The organism is Patulibacter minatonensis DSM 18081 (assembly GCF_000519325.1).
Lineage (GTDB): Bacteria > Actinomycetota > Thermoleophilia > Solirubrobacterales > Solirubrobacteraceae > Patulibacter > Patulibacter minatonensis.
This window is the reverse complement of the sequence record NZ_KI912613.1, coordinates 3,553,670-3,570,817: the sequence shown is the minus strand read 5'-3', so window position 1 is coordinate 3,570,817 and position 17,148 is coordinate 3,553,670. Positions and strand designations below refer to the sequence as shown.

The window sequence follows — 17,148 nt, the reverse complement described above, 5'->3', positions numbered from 1 at the left end:
ACGGCCGCACCCGCGGCCGGCCCGGCGCCGGCGAACGGCTCGTCGGTCGTCCCCGGGGCCAGGGCGCCGCGGCGCTCGACGGCGGCGTCGAGGTGCCGGAGGAACGCGGCGCCGTCGATCGGGGCGATCGTGCCGTCCGCGGCTACGGGGAGCGTCACCGGGACCTCCGCCGACGCCTGCTCGTCGAGCCACCGGACGCCGTCGGCGGGCACGTCCTCCGGCCACGCGGGGCCGTCGTCGTAGCCGTCGAAGCCGGTCGGCGCGCCCGCGACGGCCTCGACCTCGACGAACCGCGACTGGAAGAACCCGCCGACGCCGCCGGAGAGGCCCTCACGGCGCCGCAGCACCATCGCGTCCGGGCCGAGCGCCGCGCGGATCTGCGGCAGCAGCTCCTCGAGGGTTCGGCCGCGGAAGAGACGCGGGGACGGGGTCTGCTGCTGGGTGGGGCTCACGGCTGGATCACTCCGACGGTCTCGATGTCGATGCCCGGCCCGATCTCGTTGTACGAGCAGACCGGCAGGGCGGGAAGGGCCTGCTCCACGAGCCGCCGCAGGTGGCGCCGGACGCGGGAGGAGCAGAGGAGCACGGGATGGACGCCGCGCCGGGCGGCGCGGTCGACGTCGTCCTTCAGGGCGACGACGATGCGCTGGGCGCGGGCGGGGTCGAGGGCCAGGACCTCGCCCTCGGGGGTCTGGACGAGCGCGCCGGCGACCTCCTGCTCGACGCCGGGGTCGAGCGCGAGGGCGCTCATCCGCTGCGCGGCGTCGAGGTGCGGCGCAGTGATCTGCCGCGAGAGCGCCTGGCGGGCGTGCTCGGCGAGCAGGTCGGGGTCGCGGGTCAGGCGGGCGCGGTCGCCGATCGCCTCGACGATCGTGCCGAGGTCGCGCACGGAGACGCCCTCCGCGAGGAGCCGCTGGAGCACGCGCTGGAGCTCGCCGAGGGTCAGGGCGTCGCCCACGACCTCCTCGACGGCGGCCGCGTTGTGCTCCTTGAGCCCGTCGACCAGTCCGCGGACGGCCTGACGGGTCAGGAGCTCGCCGGCGTGGCGCCGGATCTGCTCGGTCAGGTGCGTGACGACGACGGACTCGCCGTCGACGACGGTGTAGCCGAGCGCCTCGGCCTCGGCGCGGGCGCCCTCGGCGACCCACACGGCGGGGAGCCCGAACGCGGGCTCGGTCGTCGGCACGCCGGCCAGCTCGCCGGCGGCGTCGCCCGGATCCATCGCCAGGTGGTGGCCGGCCAGGAGGCGGCCGCGGGCGACCTCTCCCCCGCGCATCCGGACGACGTAGCCGTTGGGCTCGAGGCCCGGCTCGTCGTGGACGCGGACGGGCGGCACGATGACGCCGAGCTCGGTCGCCAGCTGGCGGCGGACGTGCGAGATCCGCTGCAGCAGGGTGCCGCCGGGACGGTCGACCAGCGTGACGAGGCCGTAGCCGATCGCCAGCTCGAGCGGGTCGGGCGCCAGGGCCTCGACGCCGATCTCGGCACCGGCCGGGAGCTGCGGGACGTCGGTGGCCTCGAGCGCGAGCCGCTGGGTCTCGGCCTCCTCGGCCTGCCCCGCCCGGCGCTTGCGCAGCGCCAGCCCGACCGCGACGAGCCCGCCGCCGACGAGGACGAACGGCACCTTCGGCAGCCCCGGGATCATCGCGAACGCGAGCACCAGGCCGCCGGCGACGAGCGGCGCCTTGTCCTGCCCGAGCACCTGCCGGGCGAGGTCGGAGCCGAGGTCGCCGTCGGACGCCGCGCGGGTGACGATGATGCCGGTGGCGACCGAGATCAGCAGCGCGGGGACCTGGGCGGCGAGGCCGTCGCCGATGGTCAGCAGCGAGTAGTGGTGCGCCGCGTCCCCGAACGACATCTTGTTCATCAGGACGCCGATCGCCAGCCCGCCGACGAGGTTGATCAGCGTGATGATGATCGCGGCGATCGCGTCGCCCTTGACGAACTTCGAGGCGCCGTCCATCGCGCCGTAGAAGTCGGCCTCCTGCGCGATCTCGGCACGGCGCGTGCGGGCCTGGTCCTCGGTGATCTGCCCGGAGTTCAGGTCGGCGTCGATCGCCATCTGCTTGCCGGGCATCGCGTCGAGCGTGAACCGCGCGGCGACCTCCGCCACGCGCCCGGCGCCGTTGGTCACGACGACGAACTGGATGACGACGAGGATCAGGAAGACGACGAGGCCGACGACGAGGTTCCCGCCGATCACGAACTCGCCGAACGCGTGGACGACGGAGCCGGCCTCGCCCTCGGAGAGCACGAGGCGGGTGACGGAGACGTTGATCGCCAGCCGGAAGATGGTCGACAGGAGCAGCAGGCTCGGGAAGACCGAGAGGTCCAGCGCGCGCTTGAGGTAGAGCGTCGCCACGACGACGGCGATCGCGCCGGCGATGTTGATGGTGATGAAGAGGTCGAGCAGCGCCGGCGGCAGCGGCACGATGAGCATCGCGACGACGACCATGATCCCGACCGCGGCGAGCAGGTCGGAGTGGCGCATGATCCGGGTGATCGCGCCGTCGGGACCGGCGGTCGGTGGCGTGGCGACGGTGCTCATGCGGTGGTCCTCTGGTGACGGCGGGAGACGCGGTAGACGTGCGCCAGGACCTCGGCGACGGCCTGGAAGAGCTCTTCGGGGATCGCGTGGCCGACGTCGACCTGGCGGTGCAGCGCACGGGCCAGCGGCGGGTTCTCGGTGACGTGGACGCCGGACTCGCGGGCGAGGTCGCGGATCCTGAGCGCGACGAGGTCCTGTCCCTTCGCGACGACGGTCGGGGCGATCCGCGTGGGGTCGTAGCTCAGGGCGACCGCGAAGTGGGTCGGGTTCATGATCACGACGTCCGCGGTGGGGACGGCGGCCATCATGCGCCCGCGGGAGGCCTCGTGCTGGCGGCGGCGCATCTGCGCGCGGACCTCCGGCGGGAGCTCCTCCTGCTTGTGCTCCATCTTCACGTCCTGCATCGACATCCGCATCGACTTGGCGTGCCGGTGCTTCTGCCAGAAGACGTCGGCGGCGCCGATCAGGAGGTACACGGCGGCGGCGCGCAGGGCGATGCCCTTGACGTCGGAGCCCATCGTCGCGAGCAGCACCTGCGGGTCCATCCCGGTGGTGGTCGCGATCTCGTCGATCCGCGGCAGGACGGCGACCGCGACGACGCCGGCGACGACCGCGAGCTTCACGAGCGACTTCGTGCCCTCGACGAGCGCGTTGGGCCCGAAGACGTTCTTGAAGCCCTGGATCGGGTTCAGCCGCTTCATGTCCGGCTTCAGCGCCTTCGGGGTGAGCTTCACACCGACCTGGCCGAGGTTCGCGACGACCGCCGCGAGCGCGATGGCGAACGCCAGGGGCGCCAGCAGCGCGACGAACCAGCGGGTCAGCTCGCCGCCGAGCGAGACGACGTCCTCCTGGCTGTCCATCGCGTCCGGATGCCCGGCGAGCACGAAGCCGTCGGTCATCATCGTCTTCATCTCGGCGACCATCCGGGGGCCGAGCATCGCCAGCACGGAGAGCCCGACGAGCAGGACGACGGCGCCGTTGAGGTCGGTCGACCGGGCGACCTGCCCCTTCTCGCGCGCCTCGTTCTCGCGCTTCGGTGTCGCCTTCTCGGTCTTGTCGTCGCTCATCCGGCGACCTTCAGCGTCGAGAGGGCGGAGGCCACCGAGCCGGTGAGGCGATCGCCGAACCACCCCGCCGCGAACGGCAGGGTGACGACGATCATCAGCATCCCGACGATCACCTTGGCCGGGAAGCCGACGGCGAAGACGTTCATCTGCGGGACGACGCGCGAGACCATCGCGAACGCCGCGTCGGTGAGGAGCAGCGTCATCAGGACCGGCGCGCCCACCTGGAGGGCGGCGACGAAGATCCCCGAGAACGCGGAGAACGTCCCCGAGACCATCGACCGCAGCTCCGGGAACGCGGTCAACGGCACGAGGTCGTAGGTCCGCGCGAGCCCGGCGATGATCAGCTGGTCGCCGCCGATCGCCACGAGGATCGCGACGCCGACCATCGCGTAGAGCTTCCCGAGCACCGCGCCCTGGCCGCCGGTCATCGGGTCGACCGTCGCGCCGAACGCGAAGCCGATCTGGATGTCGAGCAGCGCGCCGACGGCCTGGAAGCCGGCCAGCAGGCAGGAGAGCGCGAACGCGAAGGCGAGCCCGACGAGGAGTTCCTTGACCAGCAGCTCGACGACGAGGACGGGGTCCGTCGGCAGGGTCTGCCCGGCGGTCGCCACCGGGCACATCCCGACGGCGAGGGCGACGGCGATCAGCCCCTTCACGCGTGGTGGGATCGTGCTCGACGAGAACAGCGGGGCGATCACGAAGAGCGGGGAGATCCGCGCGAGCAGCAGGACGAACGCGACCGGCTGCAGGCCGCTGATCTGCTCGGCGGTCTCCTGCGGGCTCACGCGGTCACCGTCGGCCGACCATCGCGGGGATCGAGCCGTAGAGCTCGGACGTCCAGGAGACGATCGTCGACAGCATCCACGGCCCGGCGATCAACAGGACCAGCGCGGAGACGACGAGCTTCGGGATGAACTGGAGGCTCTGCTCCTGGATCTGTGTGACGGCCTGGAAGATCGAGACGACGACGCCGACGACGAGCCCGGCGATCAGGAGCGGCGCGGCGAGCTTGAACGACAGCTGCATCGCGTCGGTGGCGATCGAGACCGCCGAGTCCTGGTTCATGTCGGCCAGGACGCCGGAGAGGAGCGTCATCCGAAGGACTGCACGAGCGATCGGGTGACGAGCGCCCAGCCGTCCACGAGGACGAAGAGCAGGATCTTGAACGGCAGCGAGATGAAGACCGGCGGCAGCATGATCATGCCGAGGCTCATCAGGGTCGCCGAGACGACGAGGTCGATGATCAGGAACGGCAGGAGGATCAGGAAGCCGATCTGGAAGGCGGTCTTCAGCTCCGAGATCACGAACGCCGGGATCAGGACGCGGGTCGGGATGTCGCCGCGGGTCTTCGGCGCGTCGATCTTGCCCAGGCGGACGAAGAGCTTCAGGTCGCTCGTCCGCGTCTGCTTGAACATGAACTCGCGCAGCGGCTCCTGACCGCGGTCGATCGCCTGCGCGGTCGAGATCTTCCCCGCGAGCGCCGGCTCGACGGCCCGGTCCTTGATCTGGTCGAACGTCGGGCCCATGACGAACAGCGTCAGGAAGAGCGCGATGCCGACGAGCACCTGGTTCGGCGGCGTCGTCTGCGTGCCGAGGCCCGCCCGGACGAACCCGAGGACGATCAGGATCCGCGAGAAGCTCGTGACGCAGAAGAGCAGCGCCGGGACCAGCGAGATCGACCCGACGAGCAGAAGGACCTGGACGACGTTCTGGCCGTCGACGTTCATCCGCGCACCGTCATCGCGCGGAGGCGCTCGAGGAGGTCGGTGGCGTGCCGGCGCAGGCCGGTGGCGGGGGCCGCCGGCGCGGCCGCCCGGGTCTCCCCCGCGATCCGCGCGTCGCGGGCCGCGGCGGTGCCGGCGCGGAGCCAGCGGACCGTGCGGCCGAGGACGGCCGCGACGTTCGGGGCGCCCGTCCCGGAGCCGCCGCCCGGTGCGTCCGGGTCGTCGTCGTCCGGCCAGAGCCCGAGCGCCCGGGCCTCGTCCTCGGTGTACCGGCGCAGCGGCGTCGCGCCGTTCGCGCCGGAGCCCAGGAGCAGCAGCTCGTCGCCGACCCGGACGAGGCTGAGCGCCCCGCCGCCCTGGAGCGGCATCGTCGTGACGGCGCTCAGGCCGTGCCCGGTCGCCGCGGTCTCCTTCGAGCCCTTGAGCTGCTTGAGGATCCAGGTGACGCCGTAGATGACGCCCACCACGATCAGCAGGCCGACGATCACGCGGGCGATGCCCCCGCCGCCGGCGCCGACGTGCTGCGCCGTCCCGTCGCCGGTCCCGAGGTCCAGCGGCGTGTCGTCGCCGGTCGGCTTCGCGGCGGTGGTGGCGGCGAGCGCGGCGACCGGGTCCAGGAGCACGAGGGCGAGTGCCGCGACCACGACCGCGGAACGACCGGCGACGGACGTCCGCGAGGGGCCGGCGGCCCGGGGCGGACCCGTCGGGAGACGGCTCGAGCGGCCCGTGGAGGGCGCGGGGTCTGGGGTGCGGAGGAGGTGCGACATGCGGTCCGGGAGGGAGCACGGGGCTCCGTCGGACGGGGTGATCGGCGCTCCGGGACCGAACTTGAGCCGTTTCGCAACGGGTTGCGAAACGGGCCGCCGGGGGTCGAACATCCGTGCAGCCGCGGGCCGCGGAGGCCCGGCGCGGCCCTGGGGGCGCGGGATCCCGCGGGCGGACCGCCGGGCCGCCGGCGGGTCGCCCTCGGGCGCCGGCCCTCAGCCCTGGGCCGTCGGCCGGACGACGACGTCCCCGACGTCCACGTCGCCCGGCTGCTCGATCGCGAACGCGATGGCCCGGGCGATCGCGTCCGGGGCGATCCCGACGTCCCCCATGCCCTCGCGGATGCCCTCCCGGACCGCGGGGCTCGTGATCGAGTCCGCGAAGTCCGTCCGCGTCATGCCGGGCGAGACGACCGTGACCCGCAGGTCGGGCCCCGCCTCCTGCCGCAGGCCCTCGCTGATCGTCCGGACCGCGTTCTTCGTGCCGGCGTAGACGGCCTGGAGCGGCACGATCTTCAGGCCGGACGTCGAGACGACGTTGACGATCTGCCCCGAGCCCTGCGCCCGAAAGCGCGGGAGCACCGCGGCGATGCCGTAGAGGACGCCCTTGAGGTTCACGTCGATCATGGCGTCCCAGTCGTCGACGCGCAGCTCGTCCATCGCGGAGATCGGTCCGATCCCGGCGTTGTTGACGAGCACGTCGACCCGCCCGAACCGCTCGACCCCCGCGGCGACGAGCGCTTCCACGTCGTCCCGCCGCCGCACGTCGGTCGTCGAGTGGATCGCCTCCCCACCGCCGGCGACGATCCGCTCGGCGAGGGCCGCGATCCGCTCCGTCCGGCGCGCCCCGACCACGACCCGCGCGCCGCGACCGGCGAGCAGCAGCGCCGTCGCCTCCCCGATCCCGGTGCTCGCGCCGGTGATCACCACGACCTTGCCCTCGATGCCGGACATGCGTTCCTCCCGTGTCGTCCCGGCGGATCGCGCCGGGCGTTCCGGCCGTCACGCGCCGGCCGTGCGGACGGTCCCCCGAGCCGCGCCGACCACCGTGATGTCAGCCGCTGTCATCACCGTAGCACCGGAGCACCGCGTGATGCCAGCGACTGACATCACGGTAGGATCGCCGCGTGGCCCGCTGGCGACCCGACAGCCGCCGCCGCCTGCAGGACGCGGCGGTCGACCTCTACGCCGAGCGCGGCTTCGCGGAGACGACGGTGGCCCAGGTCGCCGAGCGCGCCGGGCTCACGGAGCGGACGTTCTTCCGGCACTTCGCCGACAAGCGCGAGGTGCTGTTCGCGAACGAGGACGCCCTGCGGGCCGCGCTCGCCGACGCGGTGGCCGCTGCGGACGCGGACGCCACGACGTCCGAGGCGGTGCTCGCCGGGCTCGACGCCGTCGCGGCGGACCTCCAGCCGCGCCGGGACGAGCTGCGCCGCCGGACCCCGATCGTCGCCGCCACCCCGGAGCTCGGCGAACGGGAGCTCCAGAAGCTCGCCTCGTGGCGCGCGGCGCTCCAGTCCGCGCTGCTCGACCGCGGCGTCGACGCGGCGACCGCGCACCTCGCCTCCGAGGTCGGGATCGCCGTCCTCAACGTCGCCGCGCAGGCGTGGCTGGCCGCCGACGACGAGGGCGACCTCGCGGCCGGCGTGCGCGCCCGCTTCGCGGCGCTGCGCGAGCTCGCCTGAGCCTCGCGGTCGGAGCTCCGCGGGTCCTGCACCGGGGCACCCGACCGCACCCCGCAGCGGGGTGGGCTCGCCCACCCCTGTGGTCCCTGTCCCGCCGGGTCTCCCGAGCCTACGGTCGGTACATGCTCTCCCTCCGCCACACCACCCGCACCGCCGGTACCGTCCTCGTCCTCGCCGCCGCCGGCCTCGCCACCGTTCCGGCCGCCGACGCCTCGGCCTCGACCGCCCGCTGTCACACGTCGCAGCTCCAGGCGCGTGTCGGGACCCCGCTGCACGCCGCCGGCACGACCTACGCACCCATCGTCCTGCGCAACGCGAGCTCGTCGACCTGCCACGTCCGCGGCTACCCCGGCATCGGCCTCGTCGGCAACGGCGGAGACATCGTCGTGAACCCCTTCCGCAACGCCGCCCTCGCCAACGCGGCGAAGCGGACCATCACGCTCCGGCCCGGCGGCCACGCCTCGGCCGTCCTCTCGATCGCCGGGTGCGCCGGCGGCGGGGGCGCCCGGGAGGGCCTGCGCGGCCTGATCGTCACGCCGCCCGGCGAGTACGCCCACCTGCGCATCCGCTCCTCCCGCCTCGGTTGGTACTGCGGCGGCAGCACGTCGGTCGGCGTCCTGGTGCACGGGACGCGCGGGGTCCGGTTCTGACCTCGCGCCGGACCCGCCGGCAGGATGTCCCGTCGGGCTGCGAGTACGATGCACGCGTGCTCGTGCGTCCAGCCCCGCTCCTCGTCTCCGCGGCCCTCGCCCTCACGCTCGCCGCGTGCGGCGGTTCGTCCGACGGTGGTGCGACCGAGAAGGAGTACGCCGCCAAGGCCGAGGTGGCGTGCGCGCGGTCGCTGTCGGCCGGGGCCACGGCCCGCGCGTCGGCGACGACGATGCGGACGGAGCAGACCCCGGCCGCGCGGAGGCGGTTCTTCGACGACTACGCCGAGTACTTCACGGTCGGCGTGGCGGCCCTCGGCGTCCTCGCCGACACCCCGGCCCCGAAGTCCTACGACGCCTTCCGCGCCGGCTCCAAGCGGCAGGACGACTACCTCTCGCCGATCTTCCGCAGCCTCGCCGCGCGCGCCCGCGCGTCGTCCGGCACCGACGACATCCGGGGGATCCTCGCGAGCGTCAGCGCGGCCCAGAAGAACCTCCCGAGCGTCCCGAACCCACCGGCGGCGTTCGCCCGGCTCGCGCCCTCGTGCGCGAAGGTCGCCGCCCAGTAGCGCCCCTGCGACCCGCGGCGTCCGGCGCGCGGTGGAGCGCCGACCACCGCACGCCCGCACGTGCGGCGCGCCGGCCGCGTCGCGGCCGGCGCCCGCCGTCACCCGGCCGGCCCGAACCACCGTCCCATCGCCGCCGCGAGCCCCGCCCCGTCGCCGTCCCCGACCCAGGCCACGTAGCCGTCCGGCCGCACGAGCAGCGCCGGCGGGGCCTCGACCGCGCCGATCGCCGGGAGCTCCCACGGGCCGTCGCAGCGCGCTCGCACCGTCCGGACGCGGTCGGCCCACGGGCCCGGGTCCACCGTCGACGGCGCGTCGCCCGGGCCCTCCGTCCCGCCGCGCACCGGGGCCTCCGTCCCGCATCCCACCGGGTCGAGCGCGCTCGCACCCAGGTCGAGCAGCACCGGACGGGCCTCGTGCAGGAACTCGAAGACCCGGACCGGGCCGTCCGCGGTCACGAGGTCGAGGTCCGGCACCCGGCGCCCGAGCAGCGGGTGACCGTCGCCCAGGTCGTACCGGATCCCGAGGCCCGTCATCTCGGCCGCGAGCGCGTTCCGGGCCTCCTCGGTGCCGAGCAGGCCGGCCACGGTCTCCCGCAGCGCCGTCGTGCGCTCGTCCGGGCGGCGCAGCACGGTCGACGCCATCGCGTGACGCAGCACCGTGGCCCCGACCGGGTGCCGTTCCGCGTGGTAGCTGTCGAGCAGCCCCTCGGGGGCCGTCCCGTCGACGACGCGGGCGAGCTTCCAGCCCAGGTTGACCGCGTCCTGCACCCCCGTCTGGAGCCCGAACCCGCCGTCGGGCGGGTGCACGTGCGCCGCGTCCCCGGCCAGCAGCACCCGCCGGTCGCGGTACCGCTCGACCTGGCGGGCCGCGTCGGTGAAGCGGGAGATCCACACCGGGTCGCGCATCCCGTGGTCGGAGCCGGTCGTCGCGACCACCGCCGCGCGGAGATCCTCGAACGTCGGCTCCCCCGCGCCCACGTGCTCCTCGGTGAGCATCACGCGGACCGGCCCGCCCTCGGCGTAGACGACCTCGCCGTCGACGATCTCGTAGTCCTCCTTGCCGAACGCGTAGATCCCGAACGGGCCGCGGTGCACCCCGAGCTCCGGCTCGTCGTCCATCTCGACCTCGCCGATCAGGTTGCTCGTCGTCGCCGCGCTGCCGGGGAACGCGAAGCCGGCGGCCTTCCGCACGGCGCTGCGTCCGCCGTCGCAGCCCACGAGCCAGTCCGCGCGCAGCGTCCCGCCGTCCGACAGGAGGACGTCGACGCCCGTCGCGTCCTGCTCCAGCCCGACGACCTCGCGACCGCGGTGGAACGTCACGGGCAGTCGGTCGACCCAGTCCGCGAGGTGCGCCTCGATGCGGTTCTGCCAGAGCCCGATCCCGTACGGGTGCCGGGTCGGGAAGCCCGCGAGGTCGATCGTCACCCCCGCGAACCCGGCCGTCTGCGCCTGCTGGCCCTCCTCCAGGAAGGGGCCGGCGATCCCGCGCTGGTCGAGCACCTCGATCGTCCGCGCGTGCAGGCCGCCAGCACGCGAGCCCTCGAGCGCCCGGTCGGCCCGGCGCTCGACGACCGCCACGTCCACCCCGGCGAGCGCCAGCTCACCGGCCAGCACCAGGCCGGTCGGCCCGCCACCGGCGATCACCACCGCGTGCGCGCTCATCGCCCCGCCCCCGTCCCGGCGCCCGCCGCGCCGTCCGCCACCGTCCGCCTCCCGCCGTCCCCGCGTGCTCCCACGAACCTCGCCCTCACCTGCATCAGCCGCCTCTCCGATCCCTGGATTCCGGTCACGGCCGACGAGTATGGGGACCGTCCCGCGCCCTCATGAGACGGATTTTTTCGCTATACCTTGGAAGTGGGAAGGGGTGGTTCTCGCCCCCTTCGTCAGTCGAGGATGCGGACCGCCTCCGGCACGAACAGGTGGTTCCACGACGCCGCGCCGGTGCGGAGCCCCGAGTACATCGTGAAGGCGTCCCCCACCCGCAGGCCCAGGTAGGGCGTCGCGGCGCACAGGACCAGGGCCGCGATCCCGAGCCGGAACACGACCGGCATCGCGCCCGCCGGCCGGGCCGGCTCCCGCCCACGGCGCGCCCGGGCGACCACCAGCGCGAGCGCGCCCAGCGAGGCGACCACGACCACGACCCGCGTCGCGCTCGCGAGCACGCCGCCGGTGACGCGTCCGGGAACGAGCGACCCCGCGAGGCCGACGACCACCCAGAGCGCGGCGGCCGTCGCGGCGAGGGCGGCCGCGTGCGTGCGCGCCACCGCACCACCGCGGACGACCCACCGCGCCCCGGTCGCCCCGCGCCGGGCGAGGTCCGGCGCGACGAGGGTCCCCGCCGGCAGGAACGCCACGTAGAACGCGAGCAGCAGGGCCGTGAACGGCACGGTCCCCGACAACGCGAGGACCGCGTGGAAGCCGAGCCCCACGACGAGGCCGAGCGTCCGGGTCCGCGGCAGCAGGAGCAGGACGGGGAGCGACGCCTCGACGAGCAGCGACCCCCAGATCGCCGGCCGCACCCGCCACGCGCCGAGCAGCCCGGGGTCGAACCACACGACCTTGGCCGACAGCGCGGCGGCCGGACTCGTGCCCGGGTCCAGGTACCCGTGGTTGAGCTTCGAGAGAACCGCGGCGACGTAGAGGACGACGACGAGCGCCCGCAGGAACGGCGCGACCTCTGGCCACAGCTCGCCCGCGCCCGGGACCCGACGACCACCCGGCGGCCCGGCCCGCGGGCCGCGGACCACCGTCACCGCCAGGTGGGTGAGCACGGTGGCGGCGACGGCGAGCACGAGCAGCAGGTGGGTCCCGAGCGCGGGCAGCTCCGCGACGATCGCCGCCGCGGCCACCGCGAGCAGGACGGCGAGGCGGACGACCGACGACGGTCGGGCCAGGACGAACGCGGCCGCGACGACGACGAGCAGCCACGGCGAGCGGACGACGACCCCGTGCCACCAGAGGACGTGGAGGACGAGCGCGACGGCGAGCAGCGCGGCGAACGCCCGGAGGGACGTGTCGCCGTCGCCCCTGGTGTGCGGGGCGGCGCCCGCGTCGGTCTGCACCCGTCCGAGTGTAGGTCGGCGGCCCCGGCGGCCCGCCGGACCCGGCCCACCCGGGCCACCGGGGGCGTACGGTGTCCGGCGATGTCTCGGGATCGCCCTCGTCCTCCACGCCGACCGGCCCCGGGGACGGCCCACCGGTGCGCCCCCGAGGGCGGCCGGCGACCTCCTCGACAGCGAACGCGACCGTCGGTAGGTTCCTTCCGCGGGGCCGCCGGGCCCCGCCGCCCCGACGGACCACCGCCGGGCGCCCGACGAGCGCCGGAGCACCCATGAGCACGTCCACGACTCCCACGCCGGACCACGAGGTCGTCGTCATCGGCGCAGGCTTCTCGGGCATCGGTGCCGCCAAGGCGCTGGCCGACGCCGGGATCCACGACGTCTCGGTGCTGGAGGCCGGCGACGGCGTCGGCGGCGCATGGCACTGGAACACGTATCCGGGGGTCGCGGTCGACATCCCGTCGTTCAGCTACCAGTTCTCCTACCGGCAGCGCGCGGGCTGGTCGCGCGTGTACGCACCGGGGCAGGAGCTCAAGGCGTACGCCGAGGACTGCGTCGACCGGTACGGCCTGCGCGACCGGATCCGCCTGAACACGAAGGTCGCGACGACCGCGTTCGACGACGATCACGACCTCTGGCGGGTGACCACCGACGACGGCGGCGAGATCACGGCGCGCCACGTCATCGGCGCGACGGGCATCTTCAACCAGCCGCAGACCCCGGCGATCCCGGGCCTCGACACGTTCGCCGGACCGTCGATGCACACCGCCCGCTGGGACCACGACGTCGACCTGGCCGGCAAGCGCGTCGCGGTGGTCGGCACCGGCGCGTCCGCGGTCCAGGTGATCCCGGCGATCGCCGAGGAGGTCGGCGAGCTGGTGGTCTTCCAGCGCACGCCGATCTGGTGCCTGCCGAAGCCCGACGCCCGGATCTCGAAGGCCGCCCGCACGGTGCTCCGTCGCGTCCCCGGCGCCCGCCGGATCGCCCGTGCGGCGAGCCAGGCGTACGTCGAGGTCACGTTCCCGATCGCCGCCCAGTACGCCACGAAGGTGCCGGTCGCGGCGGTCGGCGAGCGCCTCGCGAAGCGGTACCTGAAGCAGCAGGTGCAGGATCCCGAGACGCGCGCGAAGCTCACGCCGACCTACACCCTGGGGTGCAAGCGGCCGAGCTTCCACAACGACTACCTCGCCACCTTCAACCGGGAGGACGTCACGCTCCAGACGTCCGGCATCGCGGAGGTCACGCCGACCGGGCTGCGGACGGTCGACGGCACGCACCACGAGGTCGACGTCCTGATCCTCGCGACCGGCTTCAAGGCGTTCGAGCGCGGCAACATGCCGCCCTACGGCGTCCGCGGGGTGGGCGGCAAGGACCTCGAGGCGTTCTGGACCGAGCACCGGTTCCAGGCGTACGAGGGCGTCAGCGTCCCCGGCTTCCCGAACCTCTTCTCGATCCTCGGGCCCTACGGCTACAACGGCGCGTCGTACTTCACGCTGATCGAGAACCAGATGCGACACATCGTGCGGTGCCTGACGCGGGCCCGCGAGCAGGGCGCCACGCGGGTCGAGATCACCGAGCAGGCGAACACCCGGTACTTCGACGAGGTCCTCCGCCGCCGCGACGGGCAGGTCTTCTTCCAGGGCGGCTGCGGCGGGTCCAACAGCTACTACTTCGACGCCCACGGGGACGTCCCGTTCCGTCCGTCGACGACGGTCGAGGCCGCCTGGCGCGCCGGGCACTTCGACCTCGACGACTACGCGTTCGGGTCCCGGGTCGCGGCGCCGGCGCCGGCGGGCTCCGCCGCCGCGTAGCGCCGGCCCTCGCAGGTCCCGTGGTGCCGGACCCCCGGCATCACTACCGTTCGTCCATGGCCGCGTTCTCGTGGGACCGGAAGACCGTCCTCCTCGACGACTCCCGGCGCAACATCAGGGTCCCGCTCGACGCGACCGGCATCCACGGCCTGGTCGAGGTCCTCGAGTCGCGACTCGGACGGTTCTTCGACGACGGCATCGTGGAGGTCGTCGAGCACGAGGACGGCCACGAGGTCTACTTCCGCAAGATCTACCGCGAGTGGTCGCTGGACCAGGTGCAGGACTACTCGGACAAGATCCTCGCCGGCGTGGTCGGCGACGCCGGCAACGGCTGGACCGCCGGCGACGAGATGGCCCTGAGCTTCAAGCGCTCCGGACTCGGGTCGGCCGAGGGCGCCTGAGGCCCGGCCGTGGACGGGCGGCGCGGCTCAGTACGGCGGCGCGTCCCAGAGCCCCGGGTCGGCGCGCAGGTCGAACGTCGTCACCACGGCCTCGGGCGCGACCGGGGCGGCGTACGCGACCGAGTCGATCGCCTCGAAGCACCGCAGGACCTGGGCGCTCACGTCGAGCTCGTCGGCGATCGAGTTGATCCACTCCCCCGTCGTCGGGCGGCCGTTGTCGAGCGACGCGTTGCACCCGATGCGCGAGACCACGGCGGCAGGAAGCTCGCCGTCGGGCGGCATCCGCGGCTCGTACGGGTCCGACGAGCCCCACAGGACCTCGCGGAAGTACGCCTCCTCGTCGACGACGAACGCCGCCGGGTCGAGGCGGGTCACGTCGAGCACCACCGCCCACGGCTGCGGGGAGGTCGCCTTCCCGCCGGGCCGGGCCAGGTACAGGCAGCCGGGTCGGGGGGCGACGTACGGCAGGACGCCGGGCGCGGGCGCGGCGTCGATCGTCGGCGTCAGCCCCGCCGTCGTGGCGGTCGCGGCGATCTCCTCCGGCACGCGGGCGATCAGCGTCCCCCGCTGGCAGCGGGCGATCAGCGCGTCGAGGTCCTCCGGGGTCAGCACGACCCCACGCTACCCCGGCGGGCGGTCACGCGCCACGGGGGTGGAACTGGTCGCGCTCGGCGAGCCGGTTCTCCCTGCGGACCTGCGCCTCGCGCCCCCGGCGCCGCGCCTCGGCGTCGTCCTCCGGGACCTCGAGCGGCGGAACCACGAGCGGCCGGCCGTCCGCATCCACGGCGACCATCGTCAGGTACGCGGTCGAGGTGTGCCGGGACTCCCCCGTCTGCAGGTTCTCCGCGGTCACGCGGACCCCGACCTCCAGCGACGTGCGCCACACGGCGTTGACCGTCGCCTCGAGCGTGACGACCTCGCCGACGTCGACGCGCGACCGGAACGTCATGCGGTCCATGCCGGCGGTGACGCAGCGCTGCCGGCAGTGCCGGACGGCCGCCAGGCCGGCGGCCTCGTCGCAGAGCTTCATGATCGTCCCCCCGTGGACGAACCCGCCGTTGTTGGCGTCCTCCGGACCCATCCACTCGACCAGCGTCGCTCGCACGCCGCACAGCCTGACACGTCGGCGGGACTGCTCCGGGCGCGCATCGACCAGCGCCGTGATCGTGCCGGACGACGCACACGGCGGGCGGCCACGGTGCGCACCACTACGATCGGGCCATGAACGTCGCCGACATCGCCGGTCGCCTCCCGCTCCCCGAGGACGTCCGCCGCAGGCTCCCGGTCCCGACCGAACAGGTCGCCGTGGTCCGTCTGGAGGGCGTCATCACGCCGTCCGGGTCGCCCGCCGCGCGACGCGCGGGGATCACGCTCGAGGCCCTCGAGTCGCCGCTGACCAAGGCGTTCGGCCTGCCGGGCCTGAAGGCGGTCGCGCTCTCGATCAGCTCGCCCGGCGGTGCGCCGACGCAGTCCGCCCTCGTCGCCGACCGCATCCGCGGTCTGGCCGCCGAGCACGAGGTCCCGGTGATCGCGTTCTGCGAGGACGTCGCGGCCTCGGGCGGGTACTGGCTGGCGTGCGCGGCGGACGAGATCATCGCCCACCCCACCTCGCTGGTCGGGTCGATCGGCGTCGTCAGCGGGGGCTTCGGGCTGCACGAGGTGATCGAGCGCCACGGGATCGAGCGGCGCCTGCACACCGCCGGGGAGAACAAGGCGCGACTGGACCCGTTCCAGCCCGAGCGCGAGGAGGACGTCGCGTGGCTGCGGGGCGAGCTCGAGGAGCTCCACACCCTCTTCACCGCCTGGGTCCGCGAGCGCCGCGGCGACCGCCTGAGCACCGACGACGCCACGGTCTTCAGCGGCGAGGTCTGGACCGGCGGCCGCGCGAAGGAGCTCGGCCTGATCGACGGTCTCGGCACGCTCCGCGGCGTGCTCGGCGCCCGCTACCCGGACGCGAAGATCACGCCCGTCGGCGCCGGCCGCTCGATCCTGCGGCTCGCTGGACTCCTCGGCGCGAGCGCGTCCGCCGCGCAGCCGTCGATCCCGGCGATGCTCCGCGAGCTCGAGGACCGGGCCGCCTGGGCGCGCTTCGGACTCTGAGCCCGGGGCGACACCCGCACCGGAGCCCATCCGTGACGACGTCCTTCACCCACCGCCTGCGCGTGCGCTTCGTCGAGTGCGACATGCACGGGATGGTCTTCAACGGCCACTACGCCGCGTTCATGGACGTCGCGTTCACCGAGTTCTGGCGCGAGCGCGCGGGCTCGTACGCGGCGTTCTCCGGCACCGGCCTGGCGACGGCGGTCGCCGACCTGCGGGTCCGCTTCCGCAGCCCGGCGTTCTTCGACGACGAGCTCGACATCGCCGTCACCACGGAGTCGATGTCCACCACCTCCATGACGACGACCTACCGCTTCACCCGCGGCGAGGACCTGATCGCGGAGGGCGAGCTCCGCCACGTCTGCATCGACGGCGAGGACCACGGGAAGCGCCCGTGGCCGGAGGACCTGCGCGCGGCGCTCGGCGGGGCGGACACCGGGACGGGCCCCGCGGCCTGACGCGCGACCGCGGTCGCGCCGGTCGCCGGCGTCCCGCCGGTCCGCGGCGTGCGCCCGTCCGCCGACCGGTCGCTCCGTCGGCCGGTCGCGCCGTCGGACCGCATCGTCCGCGCCGGCCCGGTGTTCGAGCAGACGACCTCCCGTCCCGTCGTCCCGTCCGGAGTCCCGTGTCCCGCCCAGCCGCCCGTCCTTCCTCCCGCCCGTCCTCCCGTCGCACGACCCGGTACGCGGCCGCGGCGGGCCTCGCCGCCGCGGCGGCGCTCGCGGTCCAGGGGAGCCCCGATCCCGCGGCGGCCCACGGACCGGACGCACCGCA

18 protein-coding genes and 1 pseudogene are annotated in these 17,148 nt (G+C 74.4%); 7 read left to right on the top strand and 12 right to left on the bottom strand.

The window, feature by feature from the left end; all coding sequences use genetic code 11:
• From PATMI_RS37595 to PATMI_RS0116535, 8 genes and pseudogenes are all read right to left on the bottom strand, one after another.
• A pseudogene (locus PATMI_RS37595) lies at positions 1–452 on the bottom strand (hypothetical protein); the annotation flags it as partial.
• The gene (gene flhA, locus PATMI_RS0116565; protein WP_026911697.1) at positions 449–2,548 is read right to left on the bottom strand and encodes a flagellar biosynthesis protein FlhA; all 2,100 of its coding nucleotides are present in this window, start codon (positions 2,546–2,548) and stop codon (positions 449–451) included. The gene flhA and the pseudogene PATMI_RS37595, both read right to left, overlap by 4 nt.
• Positions 2,545–3,615, bottom strand: a complete 1,071-nt coding sequence (flhB, locus tag PATMI_RS0116560; protein WP_026911696.1) for a flagellar biosynthesis protein FlhB — start codon at positions 3,613–3,615, stop codon at positions 2,545–2,547. Before flhB ends, flhA begins: the two co-directional genes overlap by 4 nt.
• Positions 3,612–4,400, bottom strand: a complete 789-nt coding sequence (locus tag PATMI_RS0116555; RefSeq protein ID WP_026911695.1) for a flagellar biosynthetic protein FliR — start codon at positions 4,398–4,400, stop codon at positions 3,612–3,614. The genes flhB and PATMI_RS0116555 overlap by 4 nt, the downstream gene beginning before the upstream one ends.
• Before the next feature lie 4 nt (positions 4,401–4,404).
• Entirely contained in the window at positions 4,405–4,710 is a 306-nt protein-coding gene (fliQ, locus tag PATMI_RS0116550; protein WP_245604184.1) for a flagellar biosynthesis protein FliQ, read from the bottom strand.
• Positions 4,707–5,342: a flagellar type III secretion system pore protein FliP gene (gene fliP, locus PATMI_RS0116545; RefSeq protein ID WP_026911693.1), complete on the bottom strand. Its 636-nt coding sequence runs from the start codon at positions 5,340–5,342 to the stop codon at positions 4,707–4,709. Before fliP ends, fliQ begins: the two co-directional genes overlap by 4 nt.
• Positions 5,339–5,983 (bottom strand): flagellar biosynthetic protein FliO, encoded by a 645-nt coding sequence (locus PATMI_RS0116540; RefSeq protein ID WP_157260814.1) that lies wholly within the window; start codon positions 5,981–5,983, stop codon positions 5,339–5,341. The genes fliP and PATMI_RS0116540 overlap by 4 nt, the downstream gene beginning before the upstream one ends.
• A gap of 336 nt (positions 5,984–6,319) precedes the next feature.
• A complete protein-coding gene (locus tag PATMI_RS0116535) occupies positions 6,320–7,057 on the bottom strand; it encodes an SDR family oxidoreductase (protein WP_026911691.1) in 738 nt (245 codons plus the stop codon).
• 173 nt (positions 7,058–7,230) lie between these two features.
• Here PATMI_RS0116535 and PATMI_RS0116530 point away from each other — a divergent pair, with 173 nt between their 5' ends.
• The 3 genes from PATMI_RS0116530 (at position 7,231) to PATMI_RS0116520 (ending at position 9,004) form a co-directional block, all read left to right on the top strand.
• On the top strand, positions 7,231–7,788 hold the full coding sequence (locus PATMI_RS0116530; RefSeq protein WP_026911690.1) for a TetR family transcriptional regulator: 558 nt from the start codon (positions 7,231–7,233) through the stop codon (positions 7,786–7,788).
• A gap of 122 nt (positions 7,789–7,910) precedes the next feature.
• Positions 7,911–8,438 (top strand): DUF4232 domain-containing protein, encoded by a 528-nt coding sequence (locus PATMI_RS30875; protein ID WP_051471842.1) that lies wholly within the window; start codon positions 7,911–7,913, stop codon positions 8,436–8,438.
• 56 nt (positions 8,439–8,494) lie between these two features.
• Positions 8,495–9,004: a hypothetical protein gene (locus PATMI_RS0116520; RefSeq protein ID WP_026911689.1), complete on the top strand. Its 510-nt coding sequence runs from the start codon at positions 8,495–8,497 to the stop codon at positions 9,002–9,004.
• A 98-nt stretch (positions 9,005–9,102) separates the two neighbouring features.
• On the opposite strand, the gene PATMI_RS0116515 is transcribed toward PATMI_RS0116520, so the two are convergent.
• Entirely contained in the window at positions 9,103–10,665 is a 1,563-nt protein-coding gene (locus tag PATMI_RS0116515; RefSeq protein WP_026911688.1) for an FAD-dependent monooxygenase, read from the bottom strand.
• 221 nt (positions 10,666–10,886) lie between these two features.
• Complete coding sequence (locus tag PATMI_RS0116510; protein WP_026911687.1) at positions 10,887–12,065, bottom strand: hypothetical protein; 1,179 nt, start codon at positions 12,063–12,065, stop codon at positions 10,887–10,889.
• A 269-nt stretch (positions 12,066–12,334) separates the two neighbouring features.
• Here PATMI_RS0116510 and PATMI_RS0116505 point away from each other — a divergent pair, with 269 nt between their 5' ends.
• Positions 12,335–13,873 (top strand): flavin-containing monooxygenase, encoded by a 1,539-nt coding sequence (locus tag PATMI_RS0116505; protein ID WP_026911686.1) that lies wholly within the window; start codon positions 12,335–12,337, stop codon positions 13,871–13,873.
• Positions 13,874–13,929: 56 nt separating this feature from the next.
• A complete protein-coding gene (locus PATMI_RS0116500; protein WP_026911685.1) occupies positions 13,930–14,274 on the top strand; it encodes a hypothetical protein in 345 nt (114 codons plus the stop codon).
• Between the two features lie 27 nt (positions 14,275–14,301).
• Here PATMI_RS0116500 and PATMI_RS0116495 read toward each other — a convergent pair whose 3' ends face one another.
• Entirely contained in the window at positions 14,302–14,886 is a 585-nt protein-coding gene (locus PATMI_RS0116495) for a hypothetical protein (protein ID WP_026911684.1), read from the bottom strand.
• Between the two features lie 25 nt (positions 14,887–14,911).
• A complete protein-coding gene (locus PATMI_RS0116490; RefSeq protein WP_026911683.1) occupies positions 14,912–15,379 on the bottom strand; it encodes an acyl-CoA thioesterase in 468 nt (155 codons plus the stop codon).
• Between the two features lie 116 nt (positions 15,380–15,495).
• On the opposite strand from PATMI_RS0116490, the gene PATMI_RS0116485 reads away from it, so the two are divergent.
• Positions 15,496–16,374 carry a S49 family peptidase gene (locus PATMI_RS0116485; protein ID WP_026911682.1) on the top strand — a complete coding sequence of 293 codons (879 nt, stop codon included), beginning with the start codon at positions 15,496–15,498 and terminating at the stop codon, positions 16,372–16,374.
• A gap of 32 nt (positions 16,375–16,406) precedes the next feature.
• Positions 16,407–16,832 carry an acyl-CoA thioesterase gene (locus tag PATMI_RS0116480; RefSeq protein ID WP_026911681.1) on the top strand — a complete coding sequence of 142 codons (426 nt, stop codon included), beginning with the start codon at positions 16,407–16,409 and terminating at the stop codon, positions 16,830–16,832.
• Positions 16,833–17,148 lie beyond the last annotated feature (316 nt).

Coding starts and splice junctions, on each gene's coding strand:
- fliP (WP_026911693.1), bottom strand. CDS start 5,342: ATGAACGTCGACGGCCAGAACGTCGTCCAGGTCCTTCTGCTCGTCGGG.
- PATMI_RS0116505 (WP_026911686.1), top strand. CDS start 12,335: ATGAGCACGTCCACGACTCCCACGCCGGACCACGAGGTCGTCGTCATC.
- fliQ (WP_245604184.1), bottom strand. CDS start 4,710: ATGACGCTCCTCTCCGGCGTCCTGGCCGACATGAACCAGGACTCGGCG.
- flhA (WP_026911697.1), bottom strand. CDS start 2,548: ATGAGCACCGTCGCCACGCCACCGACCGCCGGTCCCGACGGCGCGATC.
- PATMI_RS0116485 (WP_026911682.1), top strand. CDS start 15,496: ATGAACGTCGCCGACATCGCCGGTCGCCTCCCGCTCCCCGAGGACGTC.
- PATMI_RS30875 (WP_051471842.1), top strand. CDS start 7,911: ATGCTCTCCCTCCGCCACACCACCCGCACCGCCGGTACCGTCCTCGTC.
- PATMI_RS0116515 (WP_026911688.1), bottom strand. CDS start 10,665: ATGAGCGCGCACGCGGTGGTGATCGCCGGTGGCGGGCCGACCGGCCTG.
- flhB (WP_026911696.1), bottom strand. CDS start 3,615: ATGAGCGACGACAAGACCGAGAAGGCGACACCGAAGCGCGAGAACGAG.
- PATMI_RS0116535 (WP_026911691.1), bottom strand. CDS start 7,057: ATGTCCGGCATCGAGGGCAAGGTCGTGGTGATCACCGGCGCGAGCACC.
- PATMI_RS0116500 (WP_026911685.1), top strand. CDS start 13,930: ATGGCCGCGTTCTCGTGGGACCGGAAGACCGTCCTCCTCGACGACTCC.